Annotated in this window: 24 protein-coding genes and 1 tRNA gene; 16 read left to right on the forward strand and 9 right to left on the reverse strand. The window is 62.7% G+C overall.

The window, feature by feature from the left end:
- Window positions 1-94 precede the first annotated feature (94 nt).
- The 8 genes from dusB (at window position 95) to hflX (ending at window position 10,232) form a co-directional block, all read left to right on the forward strand.
- On the forward strand, window positions 95-1,123 hold the full coding sequence (dusB, locus tag JT360_RS15820; protein WP_214472573.1) for a tRNA dihydrouridine synthase DusB: 1,029 nt from the start codon (window positions 95-97) through the stop codon (window positions 1,121-1,123).
- A complete protein-coding gene (locus tag JT360_RS15825) occupies window positions 1,120-2,262 on the forward strand; it encodes a two-component system sensor histidine kinase NtrB (protein WP_214472574.1) in 1,143 nt (380 codons plus the stop codon). Before dusB ends, JT360_RS15825 begins: the two co-directional genes overlap by 4 nt.
- Complete coding sequence (ntrC, locus tag JT360_RS15830; RefSeq protein WP_214472575.1) at window positions 2,259-3,719, forward strand: nitrogen regulation protein NR(I); 1,461 nt, start codon at window positions 2,259-2,261, stop codon at window positions 3,717-3,719. The genes JT360_RS15825 and ntrC overlap by 4 nt, the downstream gene beginning before the upstream one ends.
- 129 nt (window positions 3,720-3,848) lie before the next feature.
- Window positions 3,849-6,134 (forward strand): sensor histidine kinase NtrY-like, encoded by a 2,286-nt coding sequence (locus JT360_RS15835; RefSeq protein WP_214472576.1) that lies wholly within the window; start codon window positions 3,849-3,851, stop codon window positions 6,132-6,134.
- Window positions 6,124-7,485: a nitrogen assimilation response regulator NtrX gene (gene ntrX / locus JT360_RS15840; protein WP_214472577.1), complete on the forward strand. Its 1,362-nt coding sequence runs from the start codon at window positions 6,124-6,126 to the stop codon at window positions 7,483-7,485. Before JT360_RS15835 ends, ntrX begins: the two co-directional genes overlap by 11 nt.
- 100 nt (window positions 7,486-7,585) lie before the next feature.
- The gene (locus JT360_RS15845; protein ID WP_214472578.1) at window positions 7,586-8,449 is read left to right on the forward strand and encodes a D-amino-acid transaminase; all 864 of its coding nucleotides are present in this window, start codon (window positions 7,586-7,588) and stop codon (window positions 8,447-8,449) included.
- A 145-nt stretch (window positions 8,450-8,594) separates the two neighbouring features.
- On the forward strand, window positions 8,595-8,840 hold the full coding sequence (hfq, locus tag JT360_RS15850; protein ID WP_006202172.1) for an RNA chaperone Hfq: 246 nt from the start codon (window positions 8,595-8,597) through the stop codon (window positions 8,838-8,840).
- Complete coding sequence (gene hflX, locus JT360_RS15855) at window positions 8,841-10,232, forward strand: GTPase HflX (protein WP_214472579.1); 1,392 nt, start codon at window positions 8,841-8,843, stop codon at window positions 10,230-10,232.
- Window positions 10,233-10,294: 62 nt separating this feature from the next.
- On the opposite strand, the gene mazG is transcribed toward hflX, so the two are convergent.
- Both mazG and JT360_RS15865 read right to left on the reverse strand, forming a co-directional pair.
- The gene (gene mazG, locus JT360_RS15860; RefSeq protein WP_214472580.1) at window positions 10,295-11,119 is read right to left on the reverse strand and encodes a nucleoside triphosphate pyrophosphohydrolase; all 825 of its coding nucleotides are present in this window, start codon (window positions 11,117-11,119) and stop codon (window positions 10,295-10,297) included.
- Between the two features lie 86 nt (window positions 11,120-11,205).
- On the reverse strand, window positions 11,206-12,390 hold the full coding sequence (locus JT360_RS15865) for an amino acid aminotransferase (RefSeq protein WP_214472581.1): 1,185 nt from the start codon (window positions 12,388-12,390) through the stop codon (window positions 11,206-11,208).
- A 198-nt stretch (window positions 12,391-12,588) separates the two neighbouring features.
- Here JT360_RS15865 and JT360_RS15870 point away from each other — a divergent pair, with 198 nt between their 5' ends.
- The 7 genes from JT360_RS15870 to JT360_RS15900 all read left to right on the forward strand — a co-directional run bounded on the left by JT360_RS15870 (window position 12,589) and on the right by JT360_RS15900 (window position 17,701).
- On the forward strand, window positions 12,589-13,122 hold the full coding sequence (locus JT360_RS15870) for a sigma-70 family RNA polymerase sigma factor (RefSeq protein WP_502845468.1): 534 nt from the start codon (window positions 12,589-12,591) through the stop codon (window positions 13,120-13,122).
- Entirely contained in the window at window positions 13,119-13,892 is a 774-nt protein-coding gene (locus JT360_RS15875) for an anti-sigma factor family protein (RefSeq protein ID WP_214472583.1), read from the forward strand. The genes JT360_RS15870 and JT360_RS15875 overlap by 4 nt, the downstream gene beginning before the upstream one ends.
- A gap of 23 nt (window positions 13,893-13,915) precedes the next feature.
- Window positions 13,916-14,632 (forward strand): Bax inhibitor-1/YccA family protein, encoded by a 717-nt coding sequence (locus JT360_RS15880; RefSeq protein WP_214472584.1) that lies wholly within the window; start codon window positions 13,916-13,918, stop codon window positions 14,630-14,632.
- 158 nt (window positions 14,633-14,790) lie between these two features.
- Window positions 14,791-15,678, forward strand: a complete 888-nt coding sequence (locus tag JT360_RS15885) for an aldose 1-epimerase family protein (protein WP_214472585.1) — start codon at window positions 14,791-14,793, stop codon at window positions 15,676-15,678.
- Between the two features lie 106 nt (window positions 15,679-15,784).
- Entirely contained in the window at window positions 15,785-16,081 is a 297-nt protein-coding gene (locus JT360_RS15890) for a hypothetical protein (protein ID WP_214472586.1), read from the forward strand.
- On the forward strand, window positions 16,071-16,661 hold the full coding sequence (locus JT360_RS15895) for a type II toxin-antitoxin system VapC family toxin (RefSeq protein ID WP_214472587.1): 591 nt from the start codon (window positions 16,071-16,073) through the stop codon (window positions 16,659-16,661). The genes JT360_RS15890 and JT360_RS15895 overlap by 11 nt, the downstream gene beginning before the upstream one ends.
- Window positions 16,662-16,960: 299 nt before the next feature.
- Entirely contained in the window at window positions 16,961-17,701 is a 741-nt protein-coding gene (locus JT360_RS15900) for a GNAT family N-acetyltransferase (protein ID WP_250888834.1), read from the forward strand.
- Window positions 17,702-17,729: 28 nt separating this feature from the next.
- Here JT360_RS15900 and JT360_RS15905 read toward each other — a convergent pair whose 3' ends face one another.
- From JT360_RS15905 to JT360_RS15935, 7 genes are all read right to left on the reverse strand, one after another.
- Window positions 17,730-18,548 (reverse strand): MBL fold metallo-hydrolase, encoded by an 819-nt coding sequence (locus JT360_RS15905; protein WP_214472589.1) that lies wholly within the window; start codon window positions 18,546-18,548, stop codon window positions 17,730-17,732.
- Complete coding sequence (locus JT360_RS15910) at window positions 18,545-19,345, reverse strand: TatD family hydrolase (protein WP_214472590.1); 801 nt, start codon at window positions 19,343-19,345, stop codon at window positions 18,545-18,547. The genes JT360_RS15905 and JT360_RS15910 overlap by 4 nt, the downstream gene beginning before the upstream one ends.
- Complete coding sequence (gene metG / locus JT360_RS15915; RefSeq protein ID WP_214472591.1) at window positions 19,345-20,898, reverse strand: methionine--tRNA ligase; 1,554 nt, start codon at window positions 20,896-20,898, stop codon at window positions 19,345-19,347. Before metG ends, JT360_RS15910 begins: the two co-directional genes overlap by 1 nt.
- An 83-nt stretch (window positions 20,899-20,981) precedes the next feature.
- Window positions 20,982-22,037, reverse strand: a complete 1,056-nt coding sequence (locus JT360_RS15920; RefSeq protein WP_214472592.1) for a DNA polymerase III subunit delta' — start codon at window positions 22,035-22,037, stop codon at window positions 20,982-20,984.
- On the reverse strand, window positions 22,034-22,708 hold the full coding sequence (gene tmk / locus JT360_RS15925) for a dTMP kinase (RefSeq protein ID WP_214472593.1): 675 nt from the start codon (window positions 22,706-22,708) through the stop codon (window positions 22,034-22,036). The genes JT360_RS15920 and tmk overlap by 4 nt, the downstream gene beginning before the upstream one ends.
- An 82-nt stretch (window positions 22,709-22,790) precedes the next feature.
- A complete protein-coding gene (locus JT360_RS15930; RefSeq protein WP_214472594.1) occupies window positions 22,791-23,954 on the reverse strand; it encodes a D-alanyl-D-alanine carboxypeptidase family protein in 1,164 nt (387 codons plus the stop codon).
- Window positions 23,955-24,051: 97 nt separating this feature from the next.
- Window positions 24,052-25,281, reverse strand: a complete 1,230-nt coding sequence (locus JT360_RS15935) for a septal ring lytic transglycosylase RlpA family protein (RefSeq protein WP_214472595.1) — start codon at window positions 25,279-25,281, stop codon at window positions 24,052-24,054.
- Between the two features lie 273 nt (window positions 25,282-25,554).
- On the opposite strand from JT360_RS15935, the gene JT360_RS15940 reads away from it, so the two are divergent.
- Window positions 25,555-25,644, forward strand: a tRNA-Ser gene (locus JT360_RS15940).
- Window positions 25,645-25,778: the final 134 nt, after the last annotated feature.

Genomic DNA, 25,778 nt, shown 5'->3' on the forward strand with positions numbered 1-25,778 from the left:
CAATTGCGCCTTAATGTGACGTCATTCCGCGTTGCACATTGCGACGGTTCTGGCTAGAGAATGTGCAACGAATGGACATGCTTGGTTTTTGTGCATGGTTAACTTGACCAAATTGGCCGCACCTCTTGATATCGGCGGCGTAAGAATCCGCAATCGCGTGTTCCTCGCGCCCATGTCGGGAATTACGGACCAGCCTTTCCGGCAGCGCGCCCACGCGCATGGCGCCGGCCTGGTCGTGTCCGAAATGGTGGCAAGCGGCGAACTGGCCAAGGGAAGAGCCGGCTTCGACCTGCGCATACGCCATTCCGGCCTGCCCGTCCATATGGTGCAGCTAGCCGGCCGCGAGGCGATCCATATGGCTGAAGCCGCGCGGATCGCGGCCGGAGAAGGCGCCGACATCATCGACATCAACATGGGCTGCCCGGCCAAGAAGGTCACCGGTGGTTATGCCGGCTCGGCATTGATGCTGGACCTCGACCATGCGCTTTCGCTGATCGAGGCCGTGGTTGGCGCGGTTGACGTGCCGGTGACCGTCAAGATGCGGCTTGGCTGGGACGAAGGCGCACTCAACGCGCCAGCCCTGGCACGCCGTGCCGAGCAGGCGGGCGTCAGCATGGTGACGGTGCATGGACGCACGCGCTGTCAGTTCTATCAGGGCAAGGCCGACTGGCGCGCGATCGCTCGCGTCAAGCAAGCCGTCTCCATCCCGATCGTAGCCAATGGCGATGTCTGCTCGCCGGCCGAGGCCGCCGCCATTCTCGATCAGTCCGGCGCCGATGCGGTGATGGTCGGCCGCGCGCATTATGGCGCGCCCTGGATCGCCGGTGGCATCGCAGCCGCGGCAGCAGGCGAAACGGCGGCCAACATGCCTGGGAATCCCGCGGCATTGGCCGACTATGTCGTCGCTCACTACGAGGACATGCTGGCGCTTTATGGCGTCGAGAGTGGCTTGCGACAGGCGCGCAAGCATCTGGGCTGGTATCTCGATCGCCATGCCGGCGGCGTCGCCGACGACAGCCGAAAAGCGATACTGACCGCCTTCGAACCGGCCCGCGTCGTCGTCTTGCTGCGCGATGTGTTTTCGCGTGATCCGCAACCCTTGAACCTGCGGAGCGCCGCATGAACGCCACCGCTGGCCAGGGCATCGAGACGGCGGATGCCGCCCAGATCGTCCTCAACACCATCCGCCGCCCGGTGATCATGATCAGCGATGAGGGCTTCATCACCTTCGCCAATGCCGATGCCGAGGACTTTTTTCGCTCCAGCGCGACCATGCTGGCGCGCAACACCCTGTCCAAGCTCATTCCCTTCGGCAGCCCGCTGCTGACGCTGGTCGATCAGGTGCGCGAGCGCCGGGCCCCGGTCAACGAGTATCGGGTCGACGTGTCGTCGCCACGCCTCGGCATCGAAAAAGTCGTCGATCTCTATGTCGCGCCCGTGCCCGAGTTTCCTGGCTCGGTGGTGGTGATGTTCCAGGAGCGGTCGATGGCCGACAAGATCGACCGGCAGATGACGCATCGGGGTGCCGCGCGTTCGGTGACCGGTCTGGCGGCGATGCTCGCCCACGAAATCAAAAACCCGCTCTCCGGTATCCGCGGCGCCGCGCAACTGCTCGAACTGTCCGCCTCCGATGAGGATCGCGCGCTGACGCGGCTGATTACCGACGAAACGGACCGCATCGTGTCGTTGGTCGATCGGATGGAGGTGTTTTCCGACGAGCGGCCGATCGATCGTTACCCCGTCAACATCCATGTCGTGCTCGATCATGTGAAGGCGATCGCCAAAAACGGTTTTGCAAAGAGAATCAAAATATTGGAGGACTATGATCCATCATTGCCTCCAGTATTCGCCAATCGCGACCAGCTGATCCAGGTGTTCCTTAACCTGGTCAAGAACGCCGCCGAGGCGATCGGCAGCGACCCGCAGGGCGAGATCGTGCTTTCGACGGCGTTCCGGCCGGGCATCCGTGTTTCCGTTCCGGGAACGCAGGATCGCGTGTCGCTGCCGCTGGAGTTCTGTGTGCGCGACAATGGCTCCGGCGTCTCGGAGGATATCCTGCCGATTCTGTTCGATCCCTTCATCACCACCAAGCCGAACGGCTCGGGGCTGGGGCTCGCACTCGTCGCCAAGATCGTCGGCGAGCATGGCGGCATCATCGAATGCGAATCGACGCCGCGTATCACCACCTTCCGCATCCTGATGCCGGCCTGGAAGGAAACGCAGTTCGGTGCCGATGAAGACGGCGAAGGAGACCGCAAATGACCGTTCGCGGCAATATTCTCGTCGCCGATGACGATGCGGCGATCCGCACCGTGCTCAATCAGGCTCTGTCGCGCGTCGGCCACGAGGTGCGCGTCACCTCCAATGCCTCGACATTGTGGCGCTGGGTGGCGGCAGGCGAGGGCGACCTCGTCATCACCGACGTGGTCATGCCGGACGAGAACGCCTTCGACATGCTGCCGCGCATCAAGAAGGCGCGCCCGGAGCTGCCGGTCATCGTCATGAGCGCCCAAAACACCTTTATGACCGCGATACGCGCGTCCGAAACCGGCGCCTATGAATATCTGCCAAAACCGTTCGACCTGACCGAGCTCCTCAACATCGTCAACCGGGCGCTGTCTGAACCGCGGCGGCCAAAGATCGATGCGCGGCCGGATGAACAGCCCGAAACGATGCCGCTGGTTGGCCGCTCGGCAGCCATGCAGGACATCTACCGCATGCTGGCGCGCATGATGCAGACCGACCTGACGGTGATGATCTCCGGCGAATCCGGCACCGGCAAGGAACTTGTGGCGCGTGCGCTGCATGAATATGGCCGCCGTCGGGGTGGGCCGTTCGTTGCCATCAACATGGCGGCGATCCCGCGCGACCTGATCGAATCGGAACTGTTCGGCCACGAGAAGGGTGCTTTCACCGGCGCCCAGAACCGCTCCACCGGCCGCTTCGAGCAGGCTGAAGGCGGCACGCTGTTCCTCGACGAGATCGGCGACATGCCGATGGAAGCGCAGACGCGTTTGCTGCGCGTCCTGCAGCAAGGCGAATACACGACGGTCGGCGGCCGCACGCCGATCAAGACCGATGTGCGCATCGTCGCCGCAACCAACAAGGACCTGCGCACGCTGATCAACCAGGGGCTGTTCCGCGAGGACCTGTTTTATCGCCTCAACGTCGTGCCGCTCAGGCTGCCGGCGTTGCGCGAGCGTTCCGAGGATGTGCCCGACCTCGTGCGCCACTTCTTCAAGCTCGGCGAACTGGAAGGGCTGCAGACCAAGCGCATCTCGTCCGGCGGCATCGAACTGATGAAGCGCTACCCCTGGCCGGGCAATGTGCGCGAGCTCGAAAACCTTGTTCGCCGCCTCGCCGCGCTCTATTCGCAGGACGAGATTTCCGCGGAAATCATCGAGGCGGAGCTCAAGACCGGCGAGCGTCCCGTGGTGCCGGATGGCGGCAACCTCATTCCCGACGACCTCTCCATCGGCCAGGCGGTCGAGCACTTCCTGCAGCGTTATTTTGCCTCGTTCGCCGGCGAATTGCCGCCCGCCGGCCTCTACCAGCGCATTCTGTCCGAAGTCGAATATCCGCTGGTCCTGGCCTCGATGACGGCAACCCGTGGTAACCAGATCAAGGCCGCGGAACTGCTGGGGCTTAACCGCAACACCCTGCGCAAGAAGATTCGCGAATTGGGCGTCAACGTCTACAAATCATCGCGGCCGGGCTGAGCGCTGATCTGGCACCAACTCTTTTTAGGGGACTGAGCGGGGAAAGATTTCCGCCATTGTCACACTTGTTGCATAATCGCCACAATGCATTGCATACATCGGACGCAATCATTGGCTCCAGACGGCGACATGACTCCCCAGGCACCTGTACTCAACCGACCGCTTTTCAGCCAACCCGGCGCACGCGACGGGCGCCGGCTGCTGGCGCTGCCCGGCGTGGTGGCGGTGGTCGGCGCGCTGATCATGGCGGCCATTTCGTTCACCATCCTGGTCGGCGCGACGCCGATCGCGCCTGACGCCAAGACGACCTGGGCGCTAATCGCGCTCAACGCCGCCTTCGTGCTCGTCCTCATCGCACTGGTCGGACGCGAGGTGCATCGCATCGTCATGGCGCGCCGGCACGGCAAGGCGGCCTCGCGGCTGCATGTTCGCATCGTCGCCATGTTTGCCCTTGTCGCCGCCATCCCGGCCATCATGGTGGCGATCATCGCATCGATCACGCTCGATATCGGCCTCGATCGCTGGTTCGAGATTCGCACCAAGACGATCGTCAATTCCTCGCTCTCGATCGCCGATGCCTATGTCCAGGAAAACGCCCGGAATTTGCAGGGCACAACGCTGTCGATGGCCTATGATCTCGATGCGTCGCGGACGCTCTACGGCCTTGATCGCACAGGCTTTCTCGACCTCCTGAACAAGGAGGCGGTGGGCCGGTCGCTGGCCCACGCCGCGCTTATCAAGCCCGACGGCTCGTTCGTGATGAGCGCCAAGACGGATGCCGATTTCGCCATGCCGGAACCACCGGAAGGCGCGGTCAACAGCGCCACCGACGGCAAACCCGTGCTGATAGAGCCGCGCACCCGCAACATCATGGGCGCCATCGTCAAGTTGCGTGAGATCGAGGGCCTCTATCTCTACACCATCCGTCTTGTCGATCCAGAGGTGATCAAGGCGCGGCAGATCGTCAGGTCCAACACGGATGAGTATCGCAATCTCGAAGACAACAGGCGCACCTCGCAAGTTGCCTTCGCACTGCCCTATCTGTCGCTGACCCTGATCATCATCCTATCGGCGATCTGGACCGGTATCGCCGTTGCCGACCGCTTGGTGCGCCCCATTCGCCAGCTCATCGGTGCCGCCGACGAGGTCGCGACCGGCAATCTTGACGTCGCGGTCCCCGTCAGGCCTTCGGACGGTGACGTCGCCTCACTCGGCGACACGTTCAACAAGATGCTTCTGGAACTAAAATCGCAGCGCAACGAGATCCTGTCGGCGAAGGACCTGATCGACGAGCGGCGACGCTTCTCGGAAGCGGTGCTAGCCGGTGTCACCGCCGGTGTGATTGGGGTCGATCCCTATGGCATCGTCACCATCGTCAATCGCTCGGCCGAATCGATGCTGGCGATCTCCGCCACCGCCGCACTCGGGCAGAACCTGTCCTCCATTCTGCCGCATGTCGGCCGTGTCTTCGAGATCGGCCGCCAGTCGGGCAAGCCGGTCTATCGCGAGCAGGTGACATTCTTCCGCGCCGGCACCGAGCGCACCTTCAACGTGCAGATCACCGTCGAGGCCGGCGATGACGGCTCGGAGGAAAAATCCTACGTCGTGACGGTCGACGACATCACCGACCTGGTTCAGGCACAGCGTTCCTCCGCCTGGGCGGATGTGGCGCGGCGCATCGCCCACGAGATCAAGAACCCGCTGACGCCGATCCAGCTTTCCGCCGAACGCATCAAGCGCCGCTATGGCAAGGTCATCACCGAGGACCGCGAGGTTTTCGACCAGTGCACCGACACGATCATCCGGCAGGTCGAGGATATCGGCCGCATGGTCGACGAATTCTCGGCTTTCGCGCGCATGCCCAAACCCGAGATGAAGGCCATCGATTTGCGCGAATCACTGCGCGAGGCTTCGTTCCTGGTCGAAGTCAGCCGCGCCGACATCACCTTCGAGCGGGTCTTCGGCAACGAGCCGCTCAAGGGCACTTTCGACAGCCGCTTGATGGCGCAGGCTTTCGGCAATGTGATCAAGAATGCCGCCGAGGCAATCGACGGATCGGAACAGAAGGACGGTTCGCGCGGCATAATCCGGATTCAAGCCGGCCGTCAGAATGGCGCGATTCGAATCGACGTCATCGACAATGGCAAAGGCCTGCCGCGCGAGAATCGCCAACGGTTGCTCGAGCCCTACATGACCACACGCGAGAAGGGCACCGGGCTTGGCCTCGCTATCGTCAAGAAGATCGTGGAGGACCATGGCGGCAGGCTGGAACTTCACGATGCGCCTGCGGACTTCCACGGCGGGCGCGGCGCGATGATCAGCATCATCCTGCCGCCCTCGGCTGCCATGCCGTCGCGCGGTGAAGCCAAGGCGGAACACGAAAGAGAAACTGAAAAGGTCGGTAATGGCGTCTGATATTCTCATCGTCGATGACGAGGAAGACATCCGCGAGCTCGTCGCAGGCATCCTGAGCGACGAAGGTCACGAAACCCGTACGGCATTCGATGCCGACAGCGCGCTGGCGGCCATCGCCGACCGGGCGCCCAGGCTGATTTTCCTCGACATCTGGCTGCAGGGCTCGCGTCTGGACGGACTGGCCTTGTTGGACGAGATCAAGACCATGCATCCCACCTTGCCGGTGGTGATGATCTCCGGCCACGGCAACATCGAAACAGCGGTCTCCGCCATCCGTCGTGGCGCCTATGACTTTATCGAGAAGCCATTCAAGGCCGACAGGCTGATCCTCATTGCCGAGCGTGCGCTCGAGACCTCGAAACTGAGGCGCGAGGTTTCGGACCTCAAGCTGCGCAGCGGCGAAACTTTCGACCTGATCGGCATGTCATCGGCGATGAGCCAGTTGCGCCAGACCATAGAGCGCGTCGCGCCGACCAACAGCCGCGTTATGATCATCGGCCCTTCCGGCTCGGGCAAGGAACTGGCCGCTCGCGCCATCCACACGCTGTCGGTGCGCAAGGGCGCACCATTCGTGACTTTGAGCGCCGCCAACATCACGCCCGAACGCATGGAAATCGAGCTGTTCGGCACCGAATCGAATGGCGTCGAGCGCAAGGTCGGCGCGCTGGAAGAGGCCCATCGCGGCATTCTCTACATCGACGAAGTGGCCGACATGCCGCGCGAGACACAGAACAAGATCCTGCGCGTTCTGGTCGAGCAGCAATTCGAGCGGGTAGGGGGCACCAAGCGGGTCAAGGTCGATGTCCGCATCATCTCTTCGACCTCGCAGAACCTGGAGGCCATGATCGCCGATGGGCGTTTTCGCGAGGATCTTTATCATCGCCTGGCGGTGGTTCCGGTCATGGTGCCGGGGCTGGCCGAGCGGCGCGAGGATATTCCCTACCTCGTCGACAATTTCATGAAGCAGATCGCCCGTCAGGCCGGCATCAAGCCGCGCCGCATCGGCGATGATGCGCTTGCCGTGCTGCAGGCGCACAACTGGCCGGGCAACGTCCGCCAGCTGCGCAACAATGTCGAGCGCCTGATGATCCTGGCGCGCGGCGACGATGTCGATGCACCGATCACCGCGGACCTTCTGCCGTCCGAGATCGGCGATGTCATGCCTCGCACGCCGAATCAATCCGACCAGCACATCATGGCGCTGCCCCTTCGGGAGGCGCGTGAGCAGTTCGAGAAGGACTATCTGATCGCCCAGATCAACCGTTTTGGCGGCAACATCTCGAAAACCGCCGAGTTCATCGGCATGGAGCGCTCCGCTTTGCACCGCAAACTGAAGTCGCTGGGCGTCTGACGCGCTGGCGCCTGTCCGGCCGCGCCTGGGCCAAGCATTTGCCGGTTACGGCGGCAGCGGAATCGCATAAGAAGGCCCGAGAATTTTTCAGGGGTCGCCAATGCCGCGCATTGCCTATGTCAACGGGCGCTACGTCGCCCATGCGGACGCTTCCGTGCATATCGAGGACCGCGGCTATCAGTTCGCCGACGGCGTCTACGAGGTCTGCGAGGTGGCGCGCGGCTTCATCGTCGACATGCCGCGCCATCTGGCCCGGCTGAACCGGTCGCTCACCGAACTGTCGATCGCCTGGCCGGTGGCGCGCAACGTGCTGCCGCTCATCCTGCGCGAAGTTGTCAATCGCAATCATGTCGCCAACGGTCTGGTCTATGTCCAGGTGACGCGCGGCGTCGCCAGCCGCGACTTTGTCTTCCCTTCGGCGGACACCAAGCCGTCCCTGGTCGTGACCGCGAAGAAGGCCGATCCCGCCGCCGGTACAAAGCGAGCGGAGGCCGGCATCGCCGTCATCACCGTGCCGGAGAATCGCTGGGATCGCGTCGACATCAAGAGCGTCGGGCTATTGCCCAATGTATTGGCCAAGCAGAAGGCCAGGGAAGCCGGTGCGCAGGAAGCCTGGTTCGTCGATACCGACGGCAACGTCAAGGAAGGCGGATCGTCGAACGCCTGGATCGTCACCAGGGACGGCGTCCTGGTCACCAGGCCGGCCGACCATGGCATCCTGCGCGGCATCACCCGCACCACCATGTTCGAAGTGGCGGCAAAGCTCGGCCTGAAGATCGAGGAGCGCGGCTTTTCGGTTGCCGAGGCCAAGACGGCACGCGAGGCGTTCATCAGTTCCGCAACGACGATTGCCATGCCGGTCGTGGCCATCGACGGTGATCCGGTCGCCAACGGGCACCCCGGCTCAATAACACTTTCGTTGCGGCAGGCCTTTTTTGACATTGCGGAAAAAAGTCCAGCCTGATAACCGCACAGGTGGAATGAACATCAATATATCTCGTTCTGCTTGTCGTTACTGACGGCAAGATGGTGTTTGCGCGCTTGACATGTGCCTGACAATTTGGCGCATTGGCTTGCAAACCGAAGGGGATCGGCGAAAGACAAGAACAATGGCGGAACGATCGCAAAACCTTCAGGACCTGTTCCTGAATTCAGTTCGCAAGAGCAAGAACCCGCTCACCATCTTCCTTATCAACGGCGTGAAGCTGACCGGCGTGGTCACTTCGTTCGACAATTTCTGTGTGCTGCTGCGCCGTGACGGTCACTCCCAGCTCGTCTACAAGCACGCCATTTCCACGATCATGCCGAGCCAGCCGGTTCAGATGTTCGATGGTGAGGAAAGCCAGGGCGCCTGATTGGCACGTGAGAAGGACGCGGACGGCACGGTTCGCGGAAAACCAGCACATCATCCCGGGACGGAAGCCAAGGGTCCGACCCCGGCTGTGGTCATTGTGCCCGTGCTTACCCGCCAGCCGCGCGGCGACGACGACACGAACCGTCCTCGGCTCACGCGTTCGGCTGAAGCCCGCCATGATGAGGCAGTCGGCCTCGCTCGCGCCATAAATCTTGATCTGATCCACACGGCGGTGGTGACCGTCAACGATCCGCGTCCGGCGACCTTGCTCGGCAGCGGCAAGGTCGAAGAATTCGCCGAAATCGTTAGGGAAGGCCACGCGGAAGTCGTCATTGTCGATCATCCGTTGACGCCGGTGCAGCAGCGCAATCTTGAGAAAGAGTTGCAAGCCAAGGTGCTGGACCGCACCGGGCTGATCCTCGAGATCTTTGGCGAGCGCGCCCGCACCAAGGAAGGCACGCTGCAGGTCGAACTCGCCCACCTCAACTACCAGAAGGGCCGGCTTGTGCGCAGCTGGACCCACCTCGAGCGCCAGCGCGGCGGCGCCGGCTTCCTCGGCGGCCCCGGCGAAACCCAGATCGAATCGGATCGGCGCGTCCTCCAGGACAAGATCATCAAGCTGAAGCACGACCTGGAAACCGTGCGCCGCACCCGTGATCTGCACCGTGCCAAGCGCAAGAAGGTGCCGTTTCCAGTGGTGGCTATCGTCGGCTATACCAATGCCGGCAAGTCGACACTGTTCAACAGGCTGACCGGGGCAGGCGTGCTGGCGCAGGACATGCTGTTTGCCACGCTCGATCCGACGCTTCGGCGTGTGCGGCTGCCGCATGGCACGCCGATCATCCTTTCGGACACGGTCGGTTTCATCTCGGACCTCCCGACGCATCTGATCGCGGCTTTCCGTGCCACGCTGGAAGAGGTTGTCGAGGCTGATCTCGTCATCCATCTTCGCGACATTTCCGATCCCGACACCGCAGCACAGGCCGAGGATGTCGAGCGCATCCTGGCCGATCTCGGCGTCGACGCCAGCGACAGCAAGCGCGTGATCGAAGTCTGGAACAAGATCGACCGACTGGACGAAGGCAACAGGAGCCGGTTGCTTGCCGATGCCGCCGACGGCAGCAAGGGTCCGCCCATTGCCGTATCGGCGGTGACCGGCGAGGGCATCGAAGCGCTGAAGGCGATCATCGAGACGCGCATGGCGGGCGAGCTTGAAGATCTGACAGTGACGATCGAGCCGGCGCAGTTCGGCCTTGTCGACTGGCTTTACCGCAATGGCGATATCGTTTCGCGTACCGACAACGACGACGGCAGCGCCACCATCTCGCTCAAGGCCACGCAAAGCGCCCGCGAAGAGATCGAAAGCCGATTGCGCAGGAAAAACAACGGCTAACCCAGAGCAATTCCAGGAAAAGTGTATAGCGGTTTTCCGTCCGGAATTGCCGAGCTATTGGCTTATCTCGCGGTTTTTGCTTGCTGCCAGAGCGCTTCCATCTCGGCAAGTGTCGCCTTGTCGAGCGTGTTGCCGGACTTTTCCAGGGCCTGCTCGACATAATGGAAGCGCGAGCGGAATTTTTCGTTGGTGCCGCTCAACGCGGCTTCCGAATCGAGCTTGAGGTGGCGACCAAGGTTGACGACGGCGAACAGCATGTCGCCGAACTCATCCTTGATCGAGGCCGTCTCGCCTTTGGCCAGTGCCTCGCGCAATTCGCCGATCTCTTCCTCGATCTTGTCGAGGATGGGAGCCGCCTCGCTCCAGTCGAAGCCGACGCGGGCGGCCTTCTCCTGAAGTTTTAGGGCTCGCGTAAGCGCGGGCAGGGCGACCGGAACACTGTCCAGAAACCCCTTGCCATTGTCCTCGGGGTCGAGGCCGCGCGCGAGGCGGGCCTGCCGTTTCTCCGCCTTTTCCTCGGCCTTGATCTTTTCCCACATGCCCTTGGCCATGCCGGCGCTGCGGGCCTTCTCGTCGCCGAAGACATGCGGGTGGCGGCGAATCATCTTGGTGGTGATGGCCTGAACCACGTCGCCGAAGGCAAATTCACCGGCTTCCTCAGCCATCTGCGCGTGATAGACGACCTGCAGCAGCAGATCGCCGAGTTCATCGCGCAGATCGTCGAGGTCGCCGCGCGCGATGGCATCAGCCACCTCATAGGCTTCCTCGATCGTGTAGGGCGCGATGGTCGAGAAATCCTGTTCGATGTCCCACGGACAACCGGTCTTCGGCGCCCGCAGCGCCGCCATGATCTCGATCAAGCGCGAAATGTCTTTGGATGGCGTCATGCGGCGGATTCTATCCCGAGGGGGGCTGCGCGGACAACGCTGTCAGCCGGCGAGGGCGCCTTGTCCACAGCTGCGATCCCAGATCTTCAGTCGAGCACCGAAACGATCGCCTTGGCGAGGTCGTCCATGCCGTCCTCAGGCAAACCGGCGACATTGATGCGGCTATCGCCGACCATGTAGACACCATGCTCGGCACGCAGCCGCTCGACCTGCGCTTCCGTGAGGCCAAGCCGCGAGAACATGCCGCGGTGGCTGGCGACGAAATCGAAGCGGTCGGAATTGGACTGCCGGCGCAGCGCCTCGGCGAATTGGACGCGAAGCCTCAGCATGCGCAGGCGCATCTCCTCCAGCTCGGCTTCCCAGTCGGCGCGCAGGGCGGCATCTTCCAACACGATGCGCACGGCCGCGGCACCGTGGTCCGGCGCCATCGAATACATGGCGCGCGCGGCCGACAGCATTTGGCTCATCGCCACATCAGCTTGCGCGCTGTCCCTGGCCAGGATCATCGCCGCGCCGACACGATCGCGGTAGACGGCGAAATTCTTCGAGCAGCTGGAGGCGACAACCATTTCCGGAACTTTCGCCGCCAGCAGGCGCAAGCCCAGCGCGTCGGCCTCGAGCCCATCGCCAAAGCCCTGATAGGCGATGTCGACAAACGGCAGCAGCCCGCGCTCGACGACCAGATCGGTGACGGCCTCCCACTGCGCCGCGTCCAGATTGGCGCCGGTCGGGTTGTGGCAGCAGCCATGCAGCAGCACCAAGTCGCCGCTCCTGGCCGTCCGCAACGCCGCCAGCATGTCGTCGAAGCGCACAGCACCCGAGGCGGCATCGAAATAGGGGTATTCGCGGATCTGCAGGCCGGCGGCGCGCATCACCGGCATGTGGTTCGGCCAGGTCGGGTCCGACAGCCAGGCGGTTGCATCCGAACGCGTGCGCTTCAGCAATTCCGCCACCAGCCGCAGCGCGCCTGAGCCGCCCGGCGCCTGTGCCGCCCGGATGCGCGTCATATCTGCGCCCGGGCCGAAGGCGAGCTTGGCCATCACTGTGTTGAAGCCGGTGTCGCCGGCAAGACCGAGATAGGTCTTGCTATCCTGGCTGTTCAGCAGCCGCTTTTCGGCCTCACGCACCGCGCGCATGACAGGCGTCTTGCCGTCGCGATCCTTGTAGACGCCAACGCCGAGGTCGACTTTGTCGGGGCGCGGATCGGCGCGATAGAGGCCGATCAAGGCCAGGATCTTGTCGGCGGGGGCGGGCTGCAGGTCTTCGAACATCGCTATGGTTCCGTTGGCGCGGCGGAGTGATACGCAAATCGAACGCGCTTCACCAGCGCTTTCGGCTTGATCAGGGCGAAAACCGGCGCCTCGGCATGCCATGCCAGATCCCGTCGGCGACCGAGGGCTGAGCGACCAGCGCCGAGAAAAAACCGAACGGGTCAGGATTAAAACCCCCACATGCCGCGTAAACAGGGCATGAAACGGTCGATGCCACGCTTTGACATCATAGGACAGCTCGGATCGCTGCGGCGCTACGCGCAGTCGCTGACGCGCGACAGTGCGGACGCCGAGGATCTCGTGCATGACGCGCTGGTGCGCGCCTATGAGCGGCGCGGCACCTTTCGCTCGGGTGGAAACCTGCGGGCGTGGCTGCTGTCGATCGTCCACAATGCGTTTGTCGACCGCATGCGCTCACGGCGCTCGGAAGCGGTGCGCATCGAACAGGCCGGATACCTCGCCGATGCAAGCACGCCGGCGCCGCAGGAGCATTCGGTGCGCCTGGCGCAGGTGCGGGATGCCTTTTTCAACCTGCCGGAAGAGCAGCGTTCGGCGCTGCATCTGGTTGCCATCGAAGGGCTTTCCTACCAACAGGCGGCCAATGCCACCGGGGTGCCGCTGGGCACGCTGATGTCGCGCATCGGCAGGGCGCGCGGCGCCTTGCGCCTGATGGAGGACGCCGCCCCGGCGCGCGGAAAAAATCATCTTAGGATCGTGGGAGGTGAGCAATGACCGCTCTTGTCGACCCCGTGACCGACACCGATCTCGACGCCTATGTCGATGACCAGCTGGACGTGCCCCGCCGCATCGAGGTCGAGGCATTCCTGTCCACACGTCCGGAGGCCGCCGCGCGCGTGATGTCGGATCTGCGGACCCGCGATGAACTGCGCGTGGCGATTGCCGGCTCAAATGGCATCGCGTGGCCGGCGACCGCTGACGCGGCGCGGCGGCTGGAGAGGGGGCTCGCCCGCGGCCGCATGTTCGGCGTGTTGCAGCGCGCTGCCGCCGTCGCGGCCTTCGTTGCCGCCGGCTGGCTGGCGAACGGCATCATCGGGCCGATGTCGGTAACCAAGGTCGTCGCTTCGCCGCAGCCACCCGCCTATGTCGACGAGGCGGTGCGGGCACACAGAACGACACTGGTGCGCGAAACCATGCCCTCGCAGCGGGAAGCGCCAAACTATGATGCCGGCGAGATCCGCGCCGCGACCGCGATCGTCATGCCGTCGCTGCCCAAGGACTGGAAGGTGCGCGACGTGCAGATCTATCCGTCGCGCTTCGGCCCCAGCGTCGAGATGGCTGTCGACACCAAGGAGATGGGCCTGGTGTCGCTGTTTGCGATCCGGCCGGGAACCTTCGACGTCGTGAAGCCGACGGTCGCGCCCTCGGGAGATATCTCCTCGGCCTATTTCCAGATCGGTGAGGTCGCCTATGCGGTGGTGGCGCGCAGCGGGGTTCATGACCTCGACCGCGCCGCCGAGACGCTCGCCAGAACGCTTTACTGACCGCCCCACAAAGGAGAATAGAAATGAACACGCCCAATCTGGGATATCGCGTTGGCAGCGGCGCCCAAACCGGAGCCGTCTTTGACGAGGGCCTGCGCCAGCACATGCTGCGCGTCTACAACTACATGGGCCTTGGCCTGGTGGTCACCGGCCTCGTCGCCTTCATGGTGTCGTCGACGCCGGCGCTCTACGTGCCGATCTTCTCCAGCCCGCTGAAATGGGTGGTGATGCTGGCGCCGCTGGCCTTCGTCATGCTGTTTTCGTTCAAGATGCAGACCATGTCGGCGGCGAGCGCCCAGATGATGTTCTGGGCCTTCTGCGCGGTGATGGGCCTGTCGCTGGCCTCCGTGTTCCTGGTCTTCACCGGCACCAGCATCGCGCGCACCTTCTTCATCGCCGCCACCATGTTCGGCGCCACCAGCCTCTATGGCTACACGACCAGGCGCGACCTGACGCAATTCTCGTCGTTCCTGATCATGGGCCTGATCGGCGTGGTGATCGCCAGCATCGTCAACATCTTCCTCGGCTCGACCGCGCTGCAGTTCGCCATTTCGGTGATCGGCATCGCCGTCTTCATCGGCCTGACCGCCTGGGACACGCAGACGATCAAGGAACAGTATGCCGAGAACTTCGACGCGGAATCGCGGCAGAAGCTGGCCGTCTTCGGCGCCTTCTCGCTCTACCTGAACTTCATCAACATCTTCCAGCTGCTGCTGAACTTCACCGGCGAGCGCGAGTAACGACTGTCCGCTGTAGGCAGGGGCGGGGATTGTGGCTTGATGCGGAGAGGTGGCCGGAGGGATTCTCCGGCCACAATTCGTTCCGGCAAGAGGCTGCATCTTGAGTCCCCAGGAGCTTTTGCTAGTCTGCCTCGGCCTTCAACACCGCGCGAGGACAAGTGGCAGACAGCCAAACGCTTCATGGCGACGGCATCTCAGCTGTAATAACCGGGCAGGGCGCCGAACTGGTTTCGCTGCGGGATGCGCAAGAATTTGAATTCCTATGGCAGGCCGGGCCAGAGTGGCGGCGTCATTCGCCGGTGCTGTTTCCGATCGTTGGGCGGCTGAGGGGTGATCAGTTACACCATCGGGGTCAAACCTATCCGATGACGCAGCATGGGTTCGCCCGCGACAAGCCGTTTGCGTGGGCGGAGAGGGGACCTCGATCCTGCACGCTGGTTCTCACCGACGATGCCGACACACGCGCGCGCTACCCCTTCGCCTTTCGTCTTGATGTGACCTATACGCTCGACCGCCGGCAGCTTGGCGTGACCTTCGAGGTCACCAACACCGGCGACGAGCCGCTGCCGGCCTCAATCGGCGCGCACCCTGCATTCAACTGGCCATTGCTGCCGGAATTGCCCAAGGAATCCTACCGGCTGACCTTTGCCGAAAATGAACCGGCGCCGATCCGCCGCCTCAAGGATGGCCTCCTGCTCCCAGCGCCGCGGCCGACGCCCATTGAAGGCAAGACTCTTGCACTGTCCGAACGGCTGTTCGATGACGACGCAGTCATCCTGGATCGGCCCGCGAGCACCAGCGTGCGCTACGCCGCCGATCATGGTCCGGCTATCGAAATGTCATGGCAGGGAGTTGAGGAACTTGGCATCTGGTCCAAACCCGGCGGCGCGCCGTTCCTGTGCATCGAGCCCTGGCACGGCATCGCAAGCACGGCCGATTTCGACGGCGAGTTCAGCGACAAGCCTGGCGTGATGCTGATCGAACCGGGAGCGAAGCGTTCGCTGGGCTACCGGATCAGCCTGGAAGAGGGCTGCTCTCGTTCTTGACCCATAAGTTGCGTGGGATTTGACAGGGCTCGAGAGCTGTCGCGAGAGATCTGCCTTGCGTTTACGTTGAACGGATTATAGTTTATGTTCAACACAGGAGGCTGGCATGGGTGCTCAAATCCCTTCTGCTGAAGACAGTGAGGCAAAAGTTGCGATGACCCGCAACAAGCTTGTGCTTGAGCAAGCGAGGGCGGTTGGCCTTCTCGGCACGGCGAAAAATACCCGTTTGTCGGGGCGTGTACCATCTGAGTTGATCGACGCGGCGAAGAAGCGCGCCCATGTCACTTCGGATACTGAGCTGTTGGAACTGGCATTGTCACGGTTGGCCCTGGAGGATGACTTTGGCGCCCGCCTCGTCAAGCGCAAAGGCAGCATTCCATCGGATGTAGACCTTGGGATTTGATCTCTCTGAAGCCCTTCGATCGATTAAACCCCAGAAACGACAGGGAACGCTTGAGCGTCGGGCCGATGACGATCTGCCTTGGGTCGATGATGAGCCAACCATTGGCGGCCCGCTGTTTCTGGACACCAGCGTCTATCTGGACGTGCTGCAGGGGCGGTCGCCGGCGGAGGTGGACACGCTTCTAACCTATCGCCTATGTCACCATTCGGCGGTCTGCCTGTCTGAGTTGACCCATGCATTCGGTCGCCTGGATCCGAAACATGCTTCCACAAAAGCGGTGCTGGAAACAATCCAGGCGACGGTAAACGATGTACCGGAGCACAGGCTTCATGCTCCAGACACAGCAATCTGGGGTCAAGCGGGTGTCCTTTCCGGCTTGCTATTTCGGTTGAGCAATTTGCCAAGGGGTGCGGGGCACGAGCGTCGATTCCTCAATGACGTGCTGATTTTCCTGCAGGCGCGGCAGCTTGGTGCAAGTGTGCTTACCGGCAACATCAGGGACTTCGACTATCTTTCCCAGATGATTCCGACGGGGCGCATTATTCTGTACCGAACTTCCACAGCCTCGCCATCCGAATGAACATCGCGCTCGCCCAGTCTTCTCCGCATTCGTCACGAACTGGAGCTGTCGGGACGGGAGCGGTCCACCGACGTCAATCATCTACAGAACGGACCGGCGTTCCTGCGCTATCGACGGGCGGGGTTCTAACCCTCGGGTTCCTACCATCCAGAAGTCGCATAAGATAGATTATGGAACTGACGCCTTGACCACCAGCTGGAAATAACCGCGGATTTTCATAGGCTTGAGACGACCGATGCATGTTGCCTTGAGTGAATGATCAACGCTACGCTGTTTGGATGTCGATAGCAAAGCGTGAGATGGAATCGGCGATCGAGGTGTTCGTGTATGGATACAGCACCGACCGGAGCCGAACCTTTCCTTACGAAGCCAGCCGCGTCGGACCATTGTGGCTGATGCGCGATGCCGTGCGCAAGAACCCTCGTAATTACCGCAGCGAGGAATGGGTCGTCCACGACGTCGCTCCTCAGGAGGCTGATGCGATCGCGCGGCAGCACGCACGGTCGGGCTTCGCCATCTCCGTCATGATGGCGAACGAGGAGCCCGATGGACCGACGCGAACTGCCTATAAGGATCTCGGCTATCGGCTGCTTCGGACGGAAGGTTTCTTTCTCCAGCGGTTGCGCCAGATTCCGAACCCGCCGGCCGTCGTCTCGATCGAACGCGTGCAGACAGTCGAACGGGCGGCGCAATTGGGAAAGATCATGCGCAAGCGGCCGATCGCGGCCGATCTGCTCGGTGACGGCGCGCCGTTCCGGCAATATGTGGCGGTCGATGGCAACGATATCGTTGGGCGCGTGCGCAGCGTGAACGCCGCGGGAGCCACGTGGTGCGCGGCCATGTATGTCGAGCCTTCGCACCGGCGTCGCGGCATCGGCCAGGCGCTGATGTCTAAAATGCTGCACGACGACAGGGCTCGTGGGGCGCGGTGTTCGGTGCTGGCGGCGACACACGCTGGGGCGCTGCTATATCCCCGCATGGGTTACGAGCGCATCGGCACGCTGTTGATATTCCAACCGAAGAAGCGAACGGCCAAATGAACAGGCGCCAAATAAACAGACGTATGTATCACGCTGTTTCATAAGGGATTTCAATCACCATACCATCATATGCGGGCTCAATGGTGTCAGGCGTCTCAGCCATGACCGTGGCGTAGTCGAGCGGCACATGCATATGCGTCAGCACGGAGTGTTTTGGCGCCAGCCGTTCGATCCATTCAAGCGCCTGGCCAAGCGACAGGTGGCTCGGATGCGTTCTGTACTGCAGCGCGTCGATGATCAGGACATCGAGGTCGCGCAGCCGTTCGACGGTGGCATCTGGAAAGTCGCTGACATCAGGGCAATAGGCCAGCCCCCCAACACGAAAGCCGAGCGAGATGATGTCGCCATGGACCTGCGGCAACGGCTCGAGGGCGAGGGCACCCCCCTCTCCTTCGATCATCACCGGCCTTGCGTGGTCGATGATATGGGCACTGACGATCGGCGGATAGGAACTGCCTGGCGGTGTCTCGAAGCAGTAGCCGAACGCCTGGCGCAGCCGCAGCATCGTCGGCTCGTCGGCATGGATATCGATCCGCTGGCGTTGATCGTGGACGAAGCCGCGCAGATCGTCGATGCCGTGGATGTGGTCGGCGTGCGGATGCGTATAGACGGCCGCGTCAATGCGCCTGACAGAGGCCAGCAGCATCTGCTGGCGGAAATCCGGCCCCGTGTCGATGACGACTGTCGTGCGGTTGCCGTTCGCCGCGATCCGTTCAACCAGAATGGCGGTTCGCGTGCGCCGGTTCTTAGGATTGTCCGGGTCGCACTTGCCCCAGTCGCCGGTTATGCGCGGCGTACCTGGCGACGAGCCGCAGCCGAGAACGGTGACGCGCAGCCTGTCGGTCATGCCTTGGACGCTCGCTGGTCCGGGCGCGGCATTTTTCCAAACAGCCGGAAGAAATTATTCGTCGTCAGATCAGCGATTTCAGCCTCGCTGACACCAATCGTCTCTGCCAGCACCTTGGCGGTTTGCGCGACATAGGCCGGCTCGTTGCGCTTGCCGCGAAACGGCACCGGCGCCAGGTATGGTGCGTCGGTTTCGACCAGCAACCGGTCATGCGGCACATCGGCGGCGATGGCGCGCAATTCTGCCGAATTCTTGAAGGTCAGGATACCCGAGAACGACACATAGCCGCCGAGCGAAACGCCGATTTCGGCCAATCCGCGTCCCGAGGAGAAACAATGCAGGATGAAGGGGAAGGCGCCCTTCCCTGTTTCCTCCTCGAGAATGTCAGCCATGTCGCCGTCAGCGTCGCGCGCATGGATGACGAGAGGCAGGCCGGTCGCGCGAGCGGCGGCGATGTGGGTGCGAAAGCCCTGCGCCTGCGCATCGCGCGGCGCCTTGTCGTAGAAGTAGTCCAGTCCAGCCTCGCCGATCGCCACCACCTTCGGGTGGGCAGACAGGCGGACAAGCTCCTCGGCCGTCACGTCCAGCTCTTCGGCGGCATTGTGCGGATGGGTGCCGACAGAGCAATACACTTCGTCGAAAGTCTCCGCGATTTCAAGTATTTGCTGAAACCGCTTCACGCGTGTAGAGATTGTTACCATGCGGCCGATTCCGGCCGCTAGGGCGCGGGCGACGATGGCCGCCCGCTCCTCGGCGAAATCTGGAAAATCCAGATGGCAGTGGCTGTCGACGAGCATCAGGCGTTCGTGCCCGGTTGGTCGACGTAACGCGGAAACACACCTTCCGGCACGGGCAAGGCAGCACCCGACACAAGCGCATGATCGGCGTGGACATGCACGAAGTCGCGCTTGTCCGCCGGCACCGCCAGCAGGTCAAGCAGCTTCGTGGCCGATCCCGGAATGAAGGGTTGGCATAGAACCGCCACACGCCGCACCACCTCGGCTGTCGTCCACAGCACCGTTTCCATACGCTCCGGATTGGTCTTCTTCAGCGCCCATGGCTCCTGTCCGGCGAAGTAGCGGTCGGCTTCCGCCACCACGCCGAAGATCGCCGCCAGCGCCAGATGGATGCCTTGTTCGGCCATAGCCTTGCGGGCGGTGGCCAGAGCGGCGGCAGCCTGGTCGAGGATCGCCTTGTCGGCATCCGTCAGGTCGCCGCGCTTCGGCACCACGCCGCCGCAGTTCTTGGCGATCATCGACAGCGAACGCTGCGCCAGATTGCCGAGGCCGTTGGCAAGATCGGCATTGGTGCGGTTGACGATCGCCTCGTGGCTGTAGCTGCCGTCCTGGCCGAACGGCACTTCGCGCAGGAAGAAGTAGCGCACCTGGTCGAGTCCGTAGTGCTCGATCATGGCGAACGGGTCGATGACGTTGCCGACCGATTTCGACATCTTCTCGCCGCGGTTGAACAGGAAGCCGTGGCCGAAGACGCGCTTCGGCAGCGGGATTCCGGCCGACATCAAGAAGGCCGGCCAGTAGATGGCGTGGAAGCGGACGATGTCCTTGCCGATGATGTGCGCATCGGCCGGCCAGAATCGCCATTTCTCGTCATTTTCATCGGGATAGCCGACACCGGTGATGTAATTGGTCAACGCGTCGACCCAGACATACATCACGTGCTTGTCGTCGCCGGGCACCGGAACGCCCCAATCGAAAGTGGTGCGCGAGATCGACAAATCCTTCAGCCCCGATTTGACGAAGCTCATCACCTCGTTGCGTCGCTCGGCCGGGCCGATGAAGTCGGGCTGGTTTTCGTAAAGCGCGATCAGCTTGTCCTGGTAGGCCGAAAGGCGGAAGAAATAGCTCTCTTCCTCGACCCATTCGACTGGCGTTCCCTGCGGCCCATAGCGGACATTGTCGGGACGGACCTCCGTCTCCTCCTCGCCGTAATAGGCTTCGTCGCGGACCGAGTACCAGCCGGCATAGCCACCCTTGTAGATGTCGCCATTGGCATCCATCGCCTTCCAGATCGCCTGCGAGGACGCGTAGTGACGCTCTTCCGTGGTGCGGATGAAGTCGTCGTTGGAGGCGTTGAGCGCGGCTGCCATGCGTTTGAAATCGGCTGAATTGCGGTCGGCCAGCTCGCGTGCCGCGACGCCTTCGCGCTTCGCCGTCTGCAGCATCTTGATGCCGTGCTCGTCAGTGCCGGTGAGGAAGAAGACCTGCTTGCCGTCGAGCCGCTGGAAGCGCGCAAGCGCGTCGGTGGCGATCAGTTCGTAGGCATGGCCGATATGCGGCTTGCCGTTCGGATAGGAAATCGCGGTCGTGATGTAGAATGTGTCGCGTGACATGAATGAACCGTCATGAATGTCTGAATGGAAGCCGTGGCGGTGGATATCGCATCGAGACGGCATTTGCCATCCCGGTGGGGCCGTCACATTCGCATTGCAGAATTCAGGCGGTCGATCATGGTCAAGGCGTGCTGCTTCTTGTCGAGATTATAGGTATCGGTCTCAGATATAGCGTCCAGCGCCTCATGCCAAGTGTCCGACAATGCTTTCGCCCTTGCGAGATCGCCGGCCAGGGCGGCCTGGCTTGCCGCGTCCGACAATAAATCAAGTGCACGGCGATTGAAGATGTCGAACTGGATCGCCTGGTCGCGGCCGGCAACGGCTTCGGCGAGGCGGTAGGCTCCACCGACGTCGCTCCTTCCTGCCGCGACCAGCGTGTCGAGGGTCTGGGCGATCTCCAGCCCGCCATATTGCGTCAAAAGGATCGCGTTGCGGGCGCTGCCCCCTGCCCGCTCGACCAATGCCGCTCGCGCGGCCGGATCGTCCGGTGGTGGTGCTTCGGCGGTCTTCAGCACCGCCAGCAGTTCGTCGGCGTCGAGGGGCGTCAGGCGCACGACCTGGCAGCGCGAGCGGATCGTCGGCAGCAGGCTGCCCGGCGCGTGGACGATGAGAATGAACAGCGTTCGTGCCGGCGGCTCCTCAAGGTTCTTCAGCAAGGCATTGGCGGCATTGGCATTCATGTCATCGGCCGGGTCGACGATGACCACCCGATAGCTGCCGTCGTGTGAGGTCAGCGACAGGAAGCGGTTGACCTTGCGGATCTCGTCGACGGTGACGACGGTCTTGAAGCTCTTGGTCTTGTCGTTCAGCGGACGGGTGAGATGCAACACGCCCGGGTGCGCCCCGGTTGCGATCTGGCGAATCAATGGCGAGGCCGGATCAGGCACGGCAAGGCTTTCCGGGGCCTGCTCGAAGGCTGGGTGCTTCAGCAGGTGATGCGCGAGATGGAAAGCGAGCGTTGCCTTGCCGATGCCGACTGGTCCGGCGAAGATCAGCGCATGCGGCAGTTTTCCCGCGCGATAGGCGGCGGCGAGCATGCCGGCCGCCTGCCCGTGTCCGACCAGACGAGGCGTTTCCGATGGTTCGGGCACGCCGTCCAGCGTGTCATGCTGTTCCGGCGCGATGCGTTCGAAGATCATACCGGTGCGGCCTGCCTGTTGCGCGCCGGAGCTTTCGCCTCCAAAGCCGCGAACACGGCGGCGGTGACGACGTCCTCCACCGTGTCGGGATCGGCGGATGCGTCGACGACAATGCAGCGTTCCGGCTCGGCCCGGGCGATCGCCAGAAAGGCCTCGCGGCGGGCCTGGTGGATATCAAGCGTTTCCTTTTCGAAACGGTCGGCACCGGCATCGCTGCCGCGCCGCAGCGTTGCGCGCTTCAGGCCCTCGGCCGGATCGATATCGAAGATCAGCGTCATGTCGGGCATCATGCCGTTGATGGCGACCTGTTCCAGCGCCGTCATGAACGCCGGGTCGATCCCGCCGGTTACGCCCTGGTAGACGCGCGAGGAATCCAGGAAACGGTCGCAAAGCACGATGGAGCCGCGCTCGACCGCCGGCCGGATGACCTGCTCGACATGGTCGGAACGCGCGGCAGCGAAGAGCAGCGCTTCCATCTTCGGCCCGAATGGCTCCGCAGCGCCTGAAAGCAGCACATGCCTGACCGCCTCGGCGCCCGGCGAGCCGCCCGGTTCGCGCGTCAGCAGGACATCATACTTCTTGGCGCGCATCTTTCTCGCCAGCCGCTCGATCTGCGTCGACTTGCCTGCGCCCTCGCCGCCTTCAAAGGTGATGAAAAATCCGCGCGCCAATCGAAAGAGCCTCTGTCCATGTTGGAGTGGATTGTTGCGCTCTAGATAGTCCGCGTTCGGGGAAACGTCCATGCTGTCGGCGTTATCGCAGCCAGCCGATCGCCAGTTCCTTGACGGCATCGAGCGCGCGTTGCGGCAACGTGCCGACGCCGATCGTTTCGGCGGCGAAAAGCGGCGTCTCCTGGCTCAGCGTGTCGCCGATCCATACGCGCAGCGCGCCTACCGGCTGGCCCTCCTCCACCGGTGCGGCGACCGGGCCGGTGTAGACGATCCTGGCCGTCAGCTTGTCGCGGTTGGTGATCGGCAGGAAGATGTCGATCGGCCCTTTTGCCTTCAACGTCACGCCGGATTTCGCACCGCCAAAAACCTGGGCCTCGCCGACCACCTCGTCCCTGGCGAAGATCTCGGTCTTCTCGAAGGAGCGCGCGCCCCAGTCGAGCAGCTTCCGCGCTTCCTCGGCGCGTTCCTTGTCATTGGCCAGCCCGCTCATTGCCGCGATCACCCGTGTTCCGTTGTGGCTGGCCGAAGCGACGATGCCGAAACCGGACGCCTCGCTCGCGCCGACAGCCAGGCCATCAGCGCCAATATCCATGGCCAGCAGCGGGTTCCGGTTCTTTTGCGTGATCTTGTTCCAGGTGAAATCCTTGAGGCCATAGTAGCGATAGAAATCCGGATAATCACGCCACAGATGCAGGGCCAACTGCGCCAGTTCGCGCACGGTCGTCTGCTGGCCGTCGGCAGGCAAGCCGGTCGAATTGACGAAAGTCGATGTTTTCAGACCGATCTGGCGGGCGCGCTCGGTCATCTCTCCGGCAAAATTGTCCTCGGATCCTGCCATGCCTTCGGCAATCACGATACAGCCATCATTGGCCGCCTGCACGGTCACGCCCTGGATCAGGTCTTCGAGGCGGATTGCCGACTTGAGCTTGGCAAACATCGTCGATGTTCCCGACGGCGCGCCGCCCTTGCGCCACGCGTTTTCGCTCACCACGAACGTGTCGTCGAGCTTGAGGCGCCCGGATTTGATGGCGTTGAAAACCACTTCCATGGTCATCAGCTTGGCCGTCGAGGCCGGTGGAATCGGCTTGTCGGCATCTTTCGAGAACAGCACGGTGCCGGTGTCGGCATCGATCATGAAGGCCTGTGCGGCCTTGGTCTCGAAAAGCTGCGCGTGGGCTGGAGCAAGGGAAAGCAGGAGGCCGAGAAGAAAAACCCCGGCGAAAGGCTGAAGCAAGCGAAACTGCATGAAATTCGACCCATTGGCCGGTCCTCCGGCAAGCCCGCGAAACTATCGGGCTTTTTCCAGGACGGATCAACTGTCCAAAGGAGTATCGGCTCTCAATTCAGTTGCGCACAGCCAAAGCATCGGGTGCGCCGTGCGACCACGCCGCTTGCAGCAACTCGTCCAGGCCGCCACGGCCATTCGGATAAAGATTGACCGCATACCAGTCATTGCCGTCGAGATCGGAACGCTGGATCTCCGTTCGGCCAAAGGGCTCGAGTGCCGCTGCCACGCGTTTGGCTTCGGCGGCGTCGTCGAACGTGCCGGCGGCGACATAGTCGGAGTTGGACGGCGAAGCTTGCGGATTCGATTTCTTCCACGACTGCAGGATGTCGGCCGGCGACATGCCGCTGTCGTCCAATGCGGCGAAGACATCCGCGCGTCGCACGCGCTCATCGGCATAGGACAGCGAGGCCATCGCGAATGGCGACTGCGGTGGGAGACCGATCCCGGGCCGTTCGGGAACGATCGGTCCGAAATCGGGCAGCACCAGGTCACCGAAAGCCGGCGCCTGCGCCGACAAGGCCGGCTGCGCCGCAACTACTTGTCCGGAATCCGTCAGCTGGCCCGGGAACGGTGCGGCGGTCGCGCCCACCGGCACGCTGGGCGAAGGTCCGTTCATAGCGACCATGACGCCGCTCGGTAAACCATCCGAGGGGTCCGGAATCCTGTTGCCTGGATGGTAGGATGCCATCAGGTACTGATCGTCATCGCCGTCGAGCGGCGCGCGACCGACATATTCGACCTTGACCTTCGCGGTGCCGACCTTGGCATAGTCGAGCATCTGCGCGGCACGCTCAGAGACGTCGATGATGCGGCCCTCATGATAGGGGCCGCGGTCGTTGACGCGCACGATGACCGAACTGCCGGTTTCGAGGTTGGTGACGCGGGCGTAACTCGGCAGCGGCATGGTCGGATGCGCGGCGGTCAGATGCGTCGTGTCGTAGACTTCACCATTGGCGGTCAGCCGGCCGTGGAAGGCGTCGCCATACCAGGAAGCCAGGCCGACCTTGGCGTAGCGCTTGTCTTCCTTGGGATAGTACCACTTGCCGCGCACCTGATAGGGTTTGCCGAGCTGATCGCGGCCGCCGCCGCGCCGCATGAAGGCCACGCGCGGGCTCGCCTTCACGCCATATTCGGTTTCGGAGAAATATTCCTTGGAACGAGGCTTGGGATTCACCATTCCCTTCGGCTCAGGCTGCGACGCGCAGGCCGCCAGCAGCGCAGCCGACGCGGCAAACAGCGTAAGCGTGGAAGCGCAACGAAGACGCGGGCGCGTCGTAGCCTGCATTTTCCTGAAATCCCCTACAGTCTCAATCAAGACGCCGTAATTTTGAACAGCAGAGGAGCCAAAGCACTCACTCGGCAACACCAACGACGCCCTGAACCCCGATCCTTTGTGCGCAGGAATTGTTTATCACGGTATTAATCGATTGTGGCCGGAACCGGGCAAGATTGTGACGCCTGCCCGCCATGTCGGACAGGAAACGCGCACGAACCTGCGTGCTGGTTGACAGGCCTTTGTCGGGCACACTAGATCATTCGCATGTGACGGACAGTCACTGGAGGGATGGCCGAGCGGTTTAAGGCACCGGTCTTGAAAACCGGCGTGGGCGCAAGTTCACCGTGGGTTCGAATCCCACTCCCTCCGCCATATGGCACCATGTACGGCCCGGAGACATGGGTAACAGAATGTACCTCAGACATGGGTGACAACCTCGTGCCGAACGGGTTGTCGATGGTCTGCAAGGTCCTCTGTTCCAGGTCGATATATCCCAGATCATAGTG

This window comes from Mesorhizobium sp. dw_380, assembly GCF_018588885.1.
In the GTDB taxonomy this organism is placed as follows: domain Bacteria; phylum Pseudomonadota; class Alphaproteobacteria; order Rhizobiales; family Rhizobiaceae; genus Mesorhizobium.